This is a genomic window from Ruegeria sp. CJ9 (assembly GCF_056536625.1).
The window spans coordinates 55,937-69,150 of record NZ_JBQFPY010000004.1; the positions used below are offsets into that span (position 1 = coordinate 55,937).

The window sequence follows — 13,214 nt, forward strand, 5'->3', positions numbered from 1 at the left end:
CCCGCTGACGCGTGCTGCGGTCAGGCACGTGGCAGCGGGTTTTGCAATTTGTTATAGGACGTCCAGTCCGTAACTTCGGGATAGTATTGGCGCCGCCAAGCGCGGACGCGTGGGTTCATGATGCGACGCCACAGCGGTGGGATCATCGCGGCGACCGTCATCACCGGATAGCCGTAGGGCAATTGCGGGGCCGCGTCCTCGGGGTGGTGTTGCAACAGTGGAAAGCGGCGGTTGGGTTTATAGTGGTGGTCCGAGTGGCGCTGCAAATTGATGAGCAGCCAGTTCGACGCTTTCTGTGATGCATTCCATGAGTGGCGCGGTTGGACATGCTCATACTTGCCTGCGCCCAGATGTTTGCGTGTCAGGCCATAGTGTTCGACGTAATTAACCAATTCTAGCTGCCAGATGGCGACGCCCGCCTGGATCAGGAACAGTGCGAGCCCCGAGAGACCTCCGATCACGAAGGCCAAAACCAGCATTGCACCTTGTAATGCCCAGTAGCGCCAGAACGGGTTTGAGAGGTCGCTCCACGGGCGGTCTTTGCGGGCCAGTTTTTCGCGTTCAGCCCGCAAGGCCGAGAACAGGCATTGTTTCAGCACCCGCGGATAAAACCGATGAAACCCCTCGTTATAGCGGGCAGTCACCGGGTCGCGGGGCGTACCGACATAGCGGTGATGCACCAGCAGATGTTCAGAGCGGAAATGTGAATACAGCACCATCGCCAGAAGGATATCGCCCAACCAGCGTTCGACTCGGCCTTTTTGGTGCATCAACTCGTGGCTGTAGTTGATGCCGATCGTGCCCGAGATTACTCCCATTCCGAAGAACAGCCCAACCTTAGCCAAGGTTGACAGGTGGTCGGTATGCGTGGCGTACCAGATCAGCCCGTAAAGGGTCAGGAATTGCACCGGAACCCAGGCTTTTGTCAGCAGGATGTACCAGTGCAACACCGAGTCGGGGGTATCGGGGCTGGCATTGGTCAGATCCAGCCCGGTGAGCCGGTCGAGCAACGCAAAGGCCCACCATGTGGAAAGTGGCACCAGCAAGACCCACCAACCGCCAGCCATTGCGGTGAACCAGATCAGCGGGATCAGCAGGAATGAGATCCAGAACGGCAGGGCCGATTGCCAACGGGGTAAGGTATCTGTTGCGGTCATTGGGTGGCTCCGGATGACTGCGCGCACATTAGCCACAGTCCGGCAGGACAGACAATGGGTTACCGGTTGCGCCAGAGGTCATATGCTTTGCGCATCACGGTCGGCAGGTCGCTGGGGCGGAAAGTGTGTTTTTCCAAAACGATCAGATCATCGAGGGTCGTTTCCGTCGGCAACGTAGCCGTCCAGACACACAGGATCAGGTGAAAATGGGTGAAGGTGTGGCGCACCTCACCTGCTAAAGCTTGCCAGTCAGCGGCAAAGGGAGGGGAGTCTGCTGGCGCATCTGACCAAACTGACCCCGGCCAGCCCAGCATGCCGCCCAGCAACCCTTTGTCGGGGCGCCGCTCCAGCAGCAAGGCTCCATCCGTACGCTGAGCGATATAGACATGGCCATACCGCGTGGGTTTCTGCTTTTTCGGTGTCTTGCGCGGCAGGTCGGGCTGGGTTCCGGCCGCACGAGCCTGACAAGGGTCGCGCAGGGGGCAGATGCCACAGGCCGGAGATTTCGGGGTACAGATCGTGGCCCCCAGATCCATCACGGCCTGTGCATAATCTCCGGGTCGCAGGTCGGGCGTTAGCGCAGCGGCTTTTTCTTTCAACAGGGGTTTCGAGCCTGGCAGAGGGTCGTGAATGTCATACAGACGCGCCATGACCCGTTCGACATTGCCATCCAGAACCGTCTCGGGCCGGTCAAAAGCGATGGCCGAGATGGCGGCGGCCGTATAGGGGCCGATGCCGGGCAGTTTCAGCAGGGCGTCATAGGTATCGGGAAAAACGCCGCCAAGTTCATTGGCCACCGCGCGCGCGCATTTCAGCAGGTTGCGGGCACGGGCGTAATAGCCCAGCCCGGCCCATTCGCCCATGACCTGATCATCCGGTGCGGCCGCCAGTGTCTGAACCGTAGGCCAGCGCGCGGTGAATCGCGTATAATAACCTCGGACAGCGGCCACGGTGGTCTGTTGCAACATCACTTCGGACAACCAGACCCGGTAGGGGTCGGGTATCATGCCCGCCGCCCGGTCGGCTGGACTAACACGCCACGGCATCGTGCGAGCGTGGCGGTCGTACCAGGCCAGTAACGCACCGCTCAGGTCATATTGAATGGTGTCACGCAAGTTTTATCTATCTCTCTGTCGGGTTTCGCTGGCGTCCGATAACATGCCCTTTACAATAGCGGCGCAGGAGTTGGAAACCAGATGCAGCGCAGACGTTCTTCGACCCGCGGGTTCAAACGCACCGCGACATTGCTGAACGGCCAGATCAGGCGCGCCGGGGAAAGCCGGGGCTTTGCCGTTTCGCGTCTGCTGACCCATTGGGCCGAGATCGTTGGCCAGGATATGGCCGCCATCGCGCGACCGGTGAATGTGGGCTATGGCAAGGGCGGGATCGGCGCGACGCTGACGGTGCTGACTACTGGCCCGCAGGCTCCGATGCTTGAAATGCAAAAGGAACAGCTGCGCGGCAAGGTGAATGCTGTTTATGGCTATAACGCCATCAGCCGGGTGCGTATCACCCAGACCGCGCCGACAGGATTTGCCGAGGGGCAGGCCAGCTTCGATCACAAACCGAAAGCGGCGAATCCCAAAATCGATCCCGAAATCGTGGCCGAGGCGGACCGGACTGCGCGCGACGTCAATGACGGTGATCTGCGCGCGGCCCTTGAACGTCTGGGCCGCAACGTATTATCCAAGCAAAAACGCTGAGAAAGGGCTGAGAAATGAGCCGTATTGCAACCGGAATCTGCGCGGCCGTCGCTATTGCCGCTGGCGGCTATTGGCTGTCGAATTCCTCTACTTCGTATCCGATGATTGGCAGTGCCGAGGCGCAAGAGGCCGATATTGACACCTCGACCATCGTCGAGATGGTGCAGGGGGCCGAAGATGCGCCGGTCGAGATCATCGAATATGCATCCTATACCTGCCCGCATTGCGCCAACTTCCATACGGGGGCGTATAAGCAGCTGAAGAAGGATTTCATCGACACCGGTAAGGTCAAGTTCATCTACCGCGAGGTGTATTTCGACAAATATGGCCTGTGGGCTTCGATGGTCGCGCGTTGCGACGGCCCCGATAAGTTCTTTGGCATTTCCGACCTGATCTATGAAGGTCAGTCCGAATGGACCCGCGCAGGTGGTCCAGCTGAAATCGTGGACGAGTTGCGCAAGATCGGGCGTCTGGCTGGTATTGACAATGACCAGCTTGAAGCCTGCCTGCAGGACGGCACCCGCGCGCAAACACTGGTGGCCTGGTATCAGGAAAACGCCGAACGTGACGGTGTTCAATCTACGCCTTCGTTCGTTGTGAATGGCAAGAAGGTCGACAACCAATCTTATGCCGATTTCAAGAAGCTGATCGAAGAAGAACTGGGCAGCTGATTGCCTGTTGCGACCGGTTCTGCACGGACCGGTCGCACTTTACGGCGACGGGGCGATTTGCAGCAGCATCTGCCGCACCTTGTCGGTCTCATTCACATTCAAACGCACAGGCAGGGTGATGACCTTGCTGCGAAACGGCGGTGGCAGGCGCACGGCGTCTTTTTCCGTTGTCACCATTTGCGCGCCCAGCAGGCGGGCCTCGTTCTCTAACCGGGTCATAAGGGCAGGGGTCAGCGGTTGGTGATCGTCCAGTGCCTCGGCCCGCAAGAGTGTCGCGCCCTGTTGGCGCAAGGTGGCAAAGAACTTTTCAGGATGGCCGATCCCTGCAAAGGCCAGAACCGGCGTATCTGCCCAATCCATACCGGTTTGCAGGGGCTCAACCGCGCCGGTGGCGTGGGGAGCGGTCAATTTCGCCCCCCAGCGATCGGTAAATTGCGATTGCGCGTCGGTATCACCCAGCGACAGTACCAGATCGGCGCGTTGCAATCCGGTTTCAACAGGTTCACGTAAAGGCCCGGCAGGCAGACACAGCCCATTGCCGAATCCACGCGCCGCATCGACCACGATGACCGAGAAATCCTTGGCGACCGAGGGGTTCTGAAACCCGTCGTCCAGCAGGATCACACTGGCCCCGGCTTCGGCCGCCGCGCGCGCGCCGGCGGCGCGGTCCTTGGCCACCCAGACCTCGGCAAAGGCGGCCAGCAACAGGGGTTCATCCCCGACTTGCGCGGCGGTGTGTTTGGATGGGTCAACCTGCACGGGACCTTCTAACGAACCTCCATGGCCACGCGTCACCACATGCGTTTCGTGCCAGGCGTCGCGCAATTGCTCGATCATCCAGATTACGGTTGGGGTTTTGCCAGTGCCACCTGCGTTCAGGTTGCCGATGCAGATGACAGGAATGCCGGGTTTCATCCCGGGCTCGGACGCCACCCGCCGGGCGGTTGCGGCGGCATAAATACGGCCAAGCGGTGCCAGTAGTCTGGCACGCATATCCAGCCGGTTGGGGGCGGTGTTCCAAAAACCAGGTGCTCTCATCAATCCGCACTCCGCTGATCCAGGCAATCCTGCACCATATCGATCAATTGATCCGCTTGTGGTGCGCCTTCGGATACGATCTGCCATCCGGCCAGCGCCATATCTGCAGCTCGGTCAGGCGATAGCAGCTCGACCACGGCGTCCCCCAGTTCGGTTGCGGATCTGACCATGCGGGCAGCCCCGGCCCGATCCAGTTGATCGTACATCTGCTGATGACGATGCACAAACGGGCCGTGGATGACGGACGACCCAAGGGCAACGGCAACAAGTGGATCGCGCCCACCCGCGTCGCGCTCTAGCGAACTGCCCATGAATGTGACTGGCGAGACCCGGTGCCACAGGCCCAGATCTTCGGAGTGGGCGGACAGGATAACCTGCGTGTTGTCTTCGATCTGACCGCTGGTGTCCCAATTGGTACAACGCAGATCCATCGTCTCAAGGCGGTTTTGCAGTGGTTCTGCCTCGGCGGTGTCTGCCACATGCAGCACCAGTGTCAGCCGGGGCAACATCCGCAACGCCTGGCGATGGGCACTAAGGATCGAGATGAACTCTTTGTCCCGCACACAAGCTGCCAACCAGACCGGACGCCCCGCCAGTGCGTGATTGGTTTCGATCAGTTCATCCTCGGGCCAGGGCTGCGGGTTCGGGCTGACATACAATGGTGGAGAGTCGGTGACTTTGCCCGACGTTATGCCAAGGCGACGGATTGTCCGGGTGGTTTCCGAATTCGTGGTCAGGATGGTTTTAAAACAGTCTAAAGTAAAACGGGTGATGTCCGGCAGCCACCGGGCGCCGCGCGCGATCTTTATATCGACCCGTGCTTCGATAAGTATCAGGGGAATACCGCGCTCTTCGGCGCGCGTGATAACATTGGGCATCAGCCCGCCCCCGACCCACAGGCCGATTTCGGGGTGCCAATGGTCCAGAAACGCGCGTGCTGCCCCCGCTTGTTCCGAGGGCAGGTTCACCAGCGGGTAGTCTCCTTGCTCCCAAAGGCTCAGGTCGGCTTCGGCGGGCACTGTCAGCAGCACATGCAAAGTGGGTCGGACCTGCTGCAGCCTATGGCAGAAATCTACGACCGCGCGCTGGCGATCCTGTGCGTTGATATGGACCCATAGCAACTCGCCCTCAGGGCGCTGGATCTCGGGTTGGCTGCTCGGGTTGGACACGCCCCAGGACAGAACCCGATAGGCTGCCAGGCTGAGGGATCGCGGTCGGCTCATGGGCGGATTCCGGTGCTGCCCGGGTCAAGCTGTGCGTGCAGGGTGTCATGAATGGGCGTGCCGGCCGCGATCACGCCGTTCAGGCGCGGATGGGCGTTGTTGAACCGCAACGGTTGCGCCAACCGGTCGGAACAGCGGCCGCCAGCCTCGCGGACAAGCAGGTCGCCCGCGGCGATATCCCATTCCCAACTGGGCCGCAGCGTCAGCATCCCGTCGAAACGCCCTTGTCCGACCAGCGCCATTCGATAGGCCAGTGACGGGCGATAGACCCGTTCAAAGTCAGGCACCTGACCCTGCCGCCAATGGTGTGGCTTCATATTGGGTTTGGCCGCCAATATTTGCGCCGTGTCCAGCGTCGTGACGCCCGAGACGTGGATCGCCGCCCCATTCAGAAACGCGCCTTGTCCTTTGGCCGCAGTATACAGCAGATCGCGCAGGGGCAGGTAAATTACAGCCGCAATCACTTCGCCCTGTTCTGCAATGGCCAGTGAGTGTGCCCAGGTGCGCGATCCTTCGGCAAAGCTGCGGGTGCCGTCGATCGGATCGATGATGAACACCCGGTCCTTCGTCAGCCGGTCAGTGGAATCCTCGGTTTCTTCGCTCAGCCAGCCATAGCATGGCCGGGCGGCGGGCAGGCGCTGTTCCAGCATGCCGTTGACGGCCAGATCGGCCTCGGTCACCGGTCCGGCGCCGTCGGGTTTATCCCAGCGCTGCGCCGTTGTGCCCGAGTATCGGGTGGCGATCTTTCCGGCCTCTAATGCGGCGTCGATCAAAAGTTGCAGGTCAGCTGCCGGCAAGTGTCATTCCTTCGATCAGCACCGACGGAACCACCCGCGACAGATACGGGCGCGCGTCGTTTGCCGGGATGATCCGTTTCAACATATCGCGCAGGTTGCCCGCGATGGTGCATTCGTTGACCGGATGCGTGATCTCTCCGTTCTCGACCCAGAACCCTGATGCGCCGCGTGAATAGTCACCCGTGTTTGGGTTGATGGTCGAGCCGATCATAGATGTCACCAGCAGCCCGGTGCCCATGTCACGCAGCAGGTCCTGGCGGCTGTGTGTGCCTTGGGTCAGGCTCAGGTTCCAGTTGCTGGGCGAAGGTGGCCCCGACACGCCGCGCGTGGCGTTACCGGTTGAGGTCATGTCCAGCTTGCGCGCGCTGGACAGATCAAGCGTCCAGCCGGTCAGCACGCCGTTTTCGACAATGGCGCGCCGTTGCGTTGCCAGTCCTTCGGCGTCGAAGGGGCGCGAGCCCGCGATGCGTGGGCGGTGCGGGTCTTCGATCAGCGACAGGTGGTCAGGTAACACCTGTTCGCCCAGGCAGTCCTTAAGCCAAGACGCGCCCCGCGCGATAGCCGCACCATTGCTGGCCCCCAGCAGGTGACCGATCAGCGAGGATGAGATGCGTTCGTCAAACAGCACCGGAAATGTGCCGGTGGCGGGTTTCTGAGCCCCGACCAGCGCCACAGCACGTTCACCTGCGGTGCGGCCAATTTCCTCGGGGCTGCGCAGGTCGCTTTGAAAGGTGCGGCTGTCGCCGTCATAGTCGCGCTCCATCCCGGTACCTTCGCCCGAGATCGCCACGCATGAGGTCGAGCGGCTGCTGCGGGCATAGCCACCGGAAAAACCGTTGGTTGCTGTCAGATGTACACGGTGCGTGCCATAAGCCGCCGCTGCATCGGATACTTGCGATACGCCGTGAACCGCCAGTGCCGTAGCTTCGGCGGCCAGCGCGTCATGCAGCAGGTCTTCGGCCGCTGGTTCCGGGGTAGGGTCGAACAATTCCAATGCGGGCAGATCCCAATCCGTGGCCAACTGCGCCGCATCGGCCAGCCCGGTGAACGGATCTTCGGGGGCTTCGCGGGCCATGGCCACGGCGCGCTCGGCCATCGCGGTCAAGGTTTTCGGGCGGCTGTCAGAGCTGGACACGATCGCCTGCCGCTGCCCCAGGAACACCCGCAGACCAAGGTCAGTACCCTCGGACCTTTCGGCATGTTCCAGCGCCCCGCTCCGCACTTCGACTGAAACCGAAGAGCCATCGATCACAATAGCATCCGCCGCGTCGGCCCCGGCATTGCGGGCCGCGTCAATCAAGGATTGGCTGATGTCTTCTGGTGTAAGGGTCATGCGGCCTCCGGTTGTATTGCATTGGACCTAGCCTTGGACCGCCCGTCCCGCAAGACCTCTGGGCAGATAGATCACAGGTCAGACCTCTTAGTTTGGCCCAAATTCAGATGGGGCAGCCGAAGGGTTTACATTACCGTATAAACTTTCATTAGTTGGGACGCATTACAGATTTCCGGGTGACGATCACAACAGATTGAATCTTTCACCCGGGCAAGTGAAGGCAAATAGGAGAGCTTGGCTTGGCTCAGTTTTTCGTAGTTGATTTTGACGAGCCGCATGTCGTTGCCGCGGGCAAAGGGTCGAGCAATATCATCAGCCATTTCACAAGGGTTCTTACCAAGCTGCAAGTCCCCGCTGAAGTTTTACCTTTCCGGGAACTGATTGAGCGCGGCCCGACAACAGATCCGAAAAGCTATGTTTTGCTGCATTACAACGAGCTTTTCGTCGTTCAGCATCAAAAAGTAGACTGGCTGCGTGCACGTGAAACAGAGCTTGCTGCTCTGGGTCACAAGGTACTGCATTCCGTTGAACATGGGCGCGTCATTGGCCACAAAGTCCGCCAGAACAAGGTTTTGACGGCCGCGGGCGTTCCCATGCCTAGGTTGATTGAGGCGGGTGACAGTTTCGGCACTGTTTTTTCGAACGAAGTGTCAAACGCGCATGTTCCGGTGCAACTCGTGAGCGACGAAAGGGAATTGGATTCCACGCGGTACAACACCGATTACATCAATTGCAAATACGAATACAAAGGTAAGCCCTGGCATTTATCCATTCGTGCCATGGCGGTAGGCGAACAGGTCTTGTTTTCGTGGATAAGAGCCGGAAAAGGACTCAATGTCCGAACTCGGGGGACGCCGGTTGACGCTGAAATGCTAACACATTTTCACGACCTACTGATCAAACCCAATAGTGACCAAATCCGCGACATCGCGAAAAGCGTCAAGAATGCTGTGGGCGTCGGGCTTTACGCGCATGACATTCTTCCATGCGCAGCAACCGGGAAATTTTTTCTGTGTGAGACCAACTTCAAGTTTTATGAGGGGATGTACCGGTTCCACATGCAGAGCATTGCTAAGGATCTGCCGACACCCGCGTATTTTAATGGTCGAACCGCCGGACGGCGTATAGCACGAGCTCTAGTCCACGAGTTGGATTTGCAGACCTGAGTCAGTTAACGGGCGAAGCTCTGGTAATATTGAGCTTCGCCCCCCAACATCACTTGATGCGCTGACCGTTGGCCAGTATCTGGCCATCTTCCGTGAACTCGATTTTCGAGTTCAGCGTATCCGGTTCGTCGCCGGGTACGGCCATCAGGCCCATCATCATCCGCGCACCCATCGCGTCGCTTTCGCCGATCACGCCCATGGTGATCAGCGTGTCGATCAATGCGTTGGCGCCCGCCAGCTGAAGGTTCGCCACGCCGGCCGGGGACGGCAGCCCGTCGAACTCCTCGGTGCTGGAATTGTCGAAAGTAAAGTCCGCGTCACCCGTCAATTTAGCTCCGACAATTGAGACCAGCAATTCGTTGATCTTCAGCGAGTTCAGCTCACCCGGTGCTTCGCCAGATGTTTCCAGAGCCTCGATGGCGGCCGGATCGAAGAAGTTCGTCAGGATTTTTGCGGTTCCGGTGGCGTCCAGCGCGATGGTTGCCGGGTCGCGCGGCAGGGCTCCTGCCGGGTCGAAGATGCTCCACAACACGTCCGACATGGTGAAATCGGTTACGTTGACCGACAGTCCAAAGGGCTGCTCTTCTTCGGATTGCTGCACCGGGAATTCGAACCCAAACCCTGTCTCGGCCATTGCCATCTCGATTGGGAACGGCAGCTCGGCCGTAGTCACGGCGAGGTTTGTGCTGTTTTGTTCGACATCATAAGCCAGACGCTGATCATCCAAGCTGGCGCCGAACCGGCCACCTTCGGATTGGGTGGCCATCGAAAAAGCCTGACCTTCGCTCGTCCCTTCAATCGCGGTCTGACCCGAAGCGTAAGTGAACAGACCCGAGAATGAGACCCCGCCGTTGAAGAAGGACTGCGGATCGGTGCCGTCGAAATCTTCGGGGATCACGCTGGTGCCTTCGAAGGTCAATTGGTTCATCGACCCGTTGATCTTGCCATCATCTGACCCTTCGGGATCGGTGAATCCCAGATCATAGGTCAGCCCGGCTGCGGTCATTTTCTGGTCCACTGTGCGGGTTTCGCCGACCTTCATCCGCGAATCTCCTGACAAGTCGGTCAGTTTGAAATCCATGGCCAGCATGTCGTTGGGCAGGGTCTCATCCTCGACCTGTACGCCACCCAGTTTCAGACCAAGTGTGGGCGCGGAATAGTCATAAGTCATATCGTCCGGTTGGCCCGAAACGACCATCTCAAGCCCGGTATGGTAGTACTCGATATCAACGGAAAACGCCTCGCCCTCTTCCTCGCCGGACAGGGTCATGGGAAAGCTTTCTGGAAAACCGATGCTGACTGTGCCGTCACCATTTTCAGTCAGGGTCATCTGCGGGACGGTCATCTTGAACGATCCGTCCGTGTCCGGCGAAGACAAGGCAACATTCATATCGGTGATCGTGGTCACCCCGCCCGAGATGGATTGTTCCGCCGACACCATATAGCCCATCTGGGACAAGTAGGCCTGCCAATCATCCCAAACCTGCTGGGCGGTGACATCGGCGAACGCGCCCTGAGTGACAACGGCATAGGCCAGAACTGCGCCGCTGCTGCGGCGGAGGAAAGCGGACATTTGAGAACCCTTCTTGATCAAATTTGCCGGCATCGTCGTGCCTGAGGCCGCAGGCGTCAAGGGGCAAGGGCTGGACCCTTTCCCCGTTGGCACGGTAAAGATTCACACAATCTAAAAACAACGGAGGTACAGGGTCCATATGCAGGGTAAAACCGTACTGATAACAGGGGCCAGTCGTGGCATCGGGGCCGAGGCGGGGCGCGTATTTGCCGCAGCGGGGGCAAATGTCGCGCTAGTGGCCCGTAACCTCGACCAGATTGATGCGCTGGCTGCTGCATTGGGTGACAATGCTATCGCGCTGCAATGCGATGTCAGCGATTTTGCGCAGGTCGAACAGGCCGTCGCGGATTGTATCGACCGTTTTGGCGGGTTGGACGTTTTGATCGGCAACGCGGGTGTCATTGATCCGATCTTTCACTTGTCCAATGCCGATGTCGCCGCGTGGAGCCAGGCAATCGACATCAACCTCAAAGGTGTCTTCTACGGAATGCGCGCCGCGTTACCGGTTATGCGCGCGGCGGGCGGGGGCACGGTGATCACGGTTTCTTCGGGCGCGGCGACAAACCCGATCGAGGCGTGGAGCCACTACTGCGCCTCGAAAGCCGGGGCTAAAATGCTGACCGAATGCCTGCATCTTGAAAATTCAATGCACGGCATTCGTTCTATGGGCCTGTCGCCGGGCACCGTGGCCACGGATATGCAGCGGGTGATCAAGGCGAGCGGCATCAATGCCGTTAGCCAGCTGGATTGGGATGATCACATTCCCGCCGATTGGCCTGCACGGGCATTGCTGTGGATGTGTTCGACGGATGCAGATGAGTTTCTGGGCTCAGAAATCTCGCTGCGACGCGAAGATATCCGGCAAAGGGTAGGGCTGACGTGATCAAACTAACCAAGAAGGACGGGTTGTGGACGGTCACACTCAACAACCCGCAAAAGGCCAATGCACTGACCGAGGCGATGCTGAGTGAACTGGTTGAGATCGCCGAAGCTGCTAATGAGGCGCGGGCCCTGATCCTGACAGGTGAGGGTAAGGTGTTCAGCGCCGGGGCCGATCTGGATGAGGTCCGTGCAGGGCTGGCGACCTCGGATCTTTGGGAGAGGTTGTCAGGCGCCATCGCGGCCTTGCCGTGTCTGACGGTGGCTGCTTTGAACGGGACGCTGGCGGGCGGTGCCAACGGGATGGTGCTGGCCTGTGACCTCCGAATCGCGGTGCCGCAAGCCAAGTTCTTTTATCCTGTGATGAAGCTGGGGTTTTTGCCGCAACCCTCGGACCCGGTGCGTATGGCTGCCCTAATCGGGCCATCACGCACCAAGATGATTCTGATGGCCGGTCAAAAGATCACGGCAGAGGAAGCGTACGGTTTCGGTCTGGTCGACCGGGTTGTCGACCCTGATCAACTGATGCCAACGGCGCATGAACTGGTGGCAGACAGCCTGGCCGCCGATCCCCGAATTGCCGCTGGAATCGCAAGGATGAGCCAATGAAATTGTCCGCCGTGCTGCTGCGTGTTGCCGACCCCATGCAACTGACTGATTTTTATACGGATGTTCTGGGTATGACGGCGCGTGCGCAGGGGGCGAATTATCGCATTGGCTATGGTGGGCAGGACGCGGACCTGCTGCTGATGCCGGGTGGGGGCGGATATGCCCACGATGGTGGACAGCGGTATTGGAAGATCGGTATTACCGTGCCCGATGTTGACCTGGCTGTTTCTCGTCTGCGTGAAAAAGGCGTCGAGGTCTCGGAGCCGAAACAGTTCCGCGACATCGGCTATATGTGCCACCTGAAAGACCCCGAAGGGTTTGTGATCGAGCTGCTGCAACACGACTTTCAGGGCAACCGTCCTGACAACGCAGCCGACCCTGCCGCACCATTCGCCAATGCCTGCATCGGCCAGATCACCTTGCGGACAGGGGACTTAGCCGCCGAGGATGCGTTCTGTCGGGCGCAAGGCATGCGACTGCTTTCAGTGCAGGATGTGGCCCAATACGGGTTCGACCTGCATTTCTATGCCTTCACCGATGATGTGCCGCCTAATCCGGACCTTTGGTCCGTTGAGAACCGCGAATGGCTTTGGAAACGTCCCTATACCACGCTGGAATTCCAACATATCGCCGGGGCGCAGTTTGCGCCGGCGCCGGATTACAGGGGGTTAGAGGTTCAGGGGCTGTCGACGTCCCTGAGGGATGCTTTTGGTGATCCGGTGCGGCCTGGCTGATCAGCGCCCACGTCGCTTGCCCGGAACTTTCGACCAAAATCCGGGTGGTCGTTTGCGCACCCAGATCAGGAATTTCTCCAGACGCGGGTGGGTGCGCAGAGCCTCGACCGTATTGAACGCGCGGGCCAATTCGCCCTCGGTCAGGGTGGCGTGGATCTCTTTGTGGCAAATCACATGCAGCAAAACCGTGGGTCCGCCCTTGCCCCCTTTGAGTTTTGGGATCAGATGGTGCAGGCTGCCGCCCCCATCCGGGATGGGGCGGTCACAGAGCGGGCAGATCGGATCGCTGTCTGACATGGCAGGTACAGATTTGCGCTGGATAGCGTGAAAG

Annotated in this window: 14 protein-coding genes; 6 read left to right on the top strand and 8 right to left on the bottom strand. The window is 59.5% G+C overall.

Annotated elements, in window-relative coordinates; all coding sequences use genetic code 11:
- Nucleotides 1-20: 20 nt before the first annotated feature.
- Together ACR0AJ_RS09920 and mutY are read right to left on the bottom strand one after the other, a co-directional pair.
- Nucleotides 21-1,157, bottom strand: a complete 1,137-nt coding sequence (locus tag ACR0AJ_RS09920) for an alkane 1-monooxygenase (RefSeq protein ID WP_480740758.1) — start codon at nt 1,155-1,157, stop codon at nt 21-23.
- Between the two features lie 59 nt (nt 1,158-1,216).
- Complete coding sequence (mutY, locus tag ACR0AJ_RS09925) at nt 1,217-2,272, bottom strand: A/G-specific adenine glycosylase (protein WP_480740759.1); 1,056 nt, start codon at nt 2,270-2,272, stop codon at nt 1,217-1,219.
- An 81-nt stretch (nt 2,273-2,353) separates the two neighbouring features.
- Here mutY and ACR0AJ_RS09930 point away from each other — a divergent pair, with 81 nt between their 5' ends.
- Nucleotides 2,354-2,860 carry a DUF721 domain-containing protein gene (locus ACR0AJ_RS09930; RefSeq protein WP_480740761.1) on the top strand — a complete coding sequence of 169 codons (507 nt, stop codon included), beginning with the start codon at nt 2,354-2,356 and terminating at the stop codon, nt 2,858-2,860.
- A gap of 14 nt (nt 2,861-2,874) precedes the next feature.
- Nucleotides 2,875-3,531, top strand: coding sequence for a DsbA family protein (locus tag ACR0AJ_RS09935; protein ID WP_170378256.1), 657 nt, complete (start codon nt 2,875-2,877; stop codon nt 3,529-3,531).
- A gap of 39 nt (nt 3,532-3,570) precedes the next feature.
- Here the strand turns inward: ACR0AJ_RS09935 and lpxK are convergent, their stop codons facing one another.
- From lpxK to ACR0AJ_RS09955, 4 genes are read right to left on the bottom strand one after another with little or no spacing between them, the layout of a single operon-like run.
- Nucleotides 3,571-4,569 carry a tetraacyldisaccharide 4'-kinase gene (gene lpxK / locus ACR0AJ_RS09940; RefSeq protein ID WP_480740763.1) on the bottom strand — a complete coding sequence of 333 codons (999 nt, stop codon included), beginning with the start codon at nt 4,567-4,569 and terminating at the stop codon, nt 3,571-3,573.
- Nucleotides 4,569-5,792: a 3-deoxy-D-manno-octulosonic acid transferase gene (locus tag ACR0AJ_RS09945; RefSeq protein ID WP_170351068.1), complete on the bottom strand. Its 1,224-nt coding sequence runs from the start codon at nt 5,790-5,792 to the stop codon at nt 4,569-4,571. Before ACR0AJ_RS09945 ends, lpxK begins: the two co-directional genes overlap by 1 nt.
- Nucleotides 5,789-6,589, bottom strand: a complete 801-nt coding sequence (locus ACR0AJ_RS09950) for an inositol monophosphatase family protein (protein WP_480740765.1) — start codon at nt 6,587-6,589, stop codon at nt 5,789-5,791. Before ACR0AJ_RS09950 ends, ACR0AJ_RS09945 begins: the two co-directional genes overlap by 4 nt.
- Nucleotides 6,576-7,922: a TldD/PmbA family protein gene (locus tag ACR0AJ_RS09955; protein ID WP_480740767.1), complete on the bottom strand. Its 1,347-nt coding sequence runs from the start codon at nt 7,920-7,922 to the stop codon at nt 6,576-6,578. The genes ACR0AJ_RS09950 and ACR0AJ_RS09955 overlap by 14 nt, the downstream gene beginning before the upstream one ends.
- Nucleotides 7,923-8,161: 239 nt before the next feature.
- On the opposite strand from ACR0AJ_RS09955, the gene ACR0AJ_RS09960 reads away from it, so the two are divergent.
- Nucleotides 8,162-9,088: a hypothetical protein gene (locus ACR0AJ_RS09960; protein WP_480740768.1), complete on the top strand. Its 927-nt coding sequence runs from the start codon at nt 8,162-8,164 to the stop codon at nt 9,086-9,088.
- A gap of 49 nt (nt 9,089-9,137) precedes the next feature.
- Here the strand turns inward: ACR0AJ_RS09960 and ACR0AJ_RS09965 are convergent, their stop codons facing one another.
- Entirely contained in the window at nt 9,138-10,661 is a 1,524-nt protein-coding gene (locus ACR0AJ_RS09965; protein ID WP_480740769.1) for a DUF2125 domain-containing protein, read from the bottom strand.
- A 139-nt stretch (nt 10,662-10,800) separates the two neighbouring features.
- On the opposite strand from ACR0AJ_RS09965, the gene ACR0AJ_RS09970 reads away from it, so the two are divergent.
- From ACR0AJ_RS09970 to ACR0AJ_RS09980, 3 genes are read left to right on the top strand one after another with little or no spacing between them, the layout of a single operon-like run.
- Nucleotides 10,801-11,544 carry an SDR family oxidoreductase gene (locus tag ACR0AJ_RS09970; RefSeq protein ID WP_480663890.1) on the top strand — a complete coding sequence of 248 codons (744 nt, stop codon included), beginning with the start codon at nt 10,801-10,803 and terminating at the stop codon, nt 11,542-11,544.
- Complete coding sequence (locus tag ACR0AJ_RS09975) at nt 11,541-12,149, top strand: enoyl-CoA hydratase/isomerase family protein (protein ID WP_480648685.1); 609 nt, start codon at nt 11,541-11,543, stop codon at nt 12,147-12,149. Before ACR0AJ_RS09970 ends, ACR0AJ_RS09975 begins: the two co-directional genes overlap by 4 nt.
- Complete coding sequence (locus tag ACR0AJ_RS09980) at nt 12,146-12,883, top strand: VOC family protein (protein WP_480740770.1); 738 nt, start codon at nt 12,146-12,148, stop codon at nt 12,881-12,883. The genes ACR0AJ_RS09975 and ACR0AJ_RS09980 overlap by 4 nt, the downstream gene beginning before the upstream one ends.
- Here the strand turns inward: ACR0AJ_RS09980 and ACR0AJ_RS09985 are convergent, their stop codons facing one another.
- Nucleotides 12,884-13,180, bottom strand: a complete 297-nt coding sequence (locus tag ACR0AJ_RS09985) for an HNH endonuclease (RefSeq protein WP_170351060.1) — start codon at nt 13,178-13,180, stop codon at nt 12,884-12,886.
- Between the last annotated feature and the right edge of the window lie 34 nt (nt 13,181-13,214).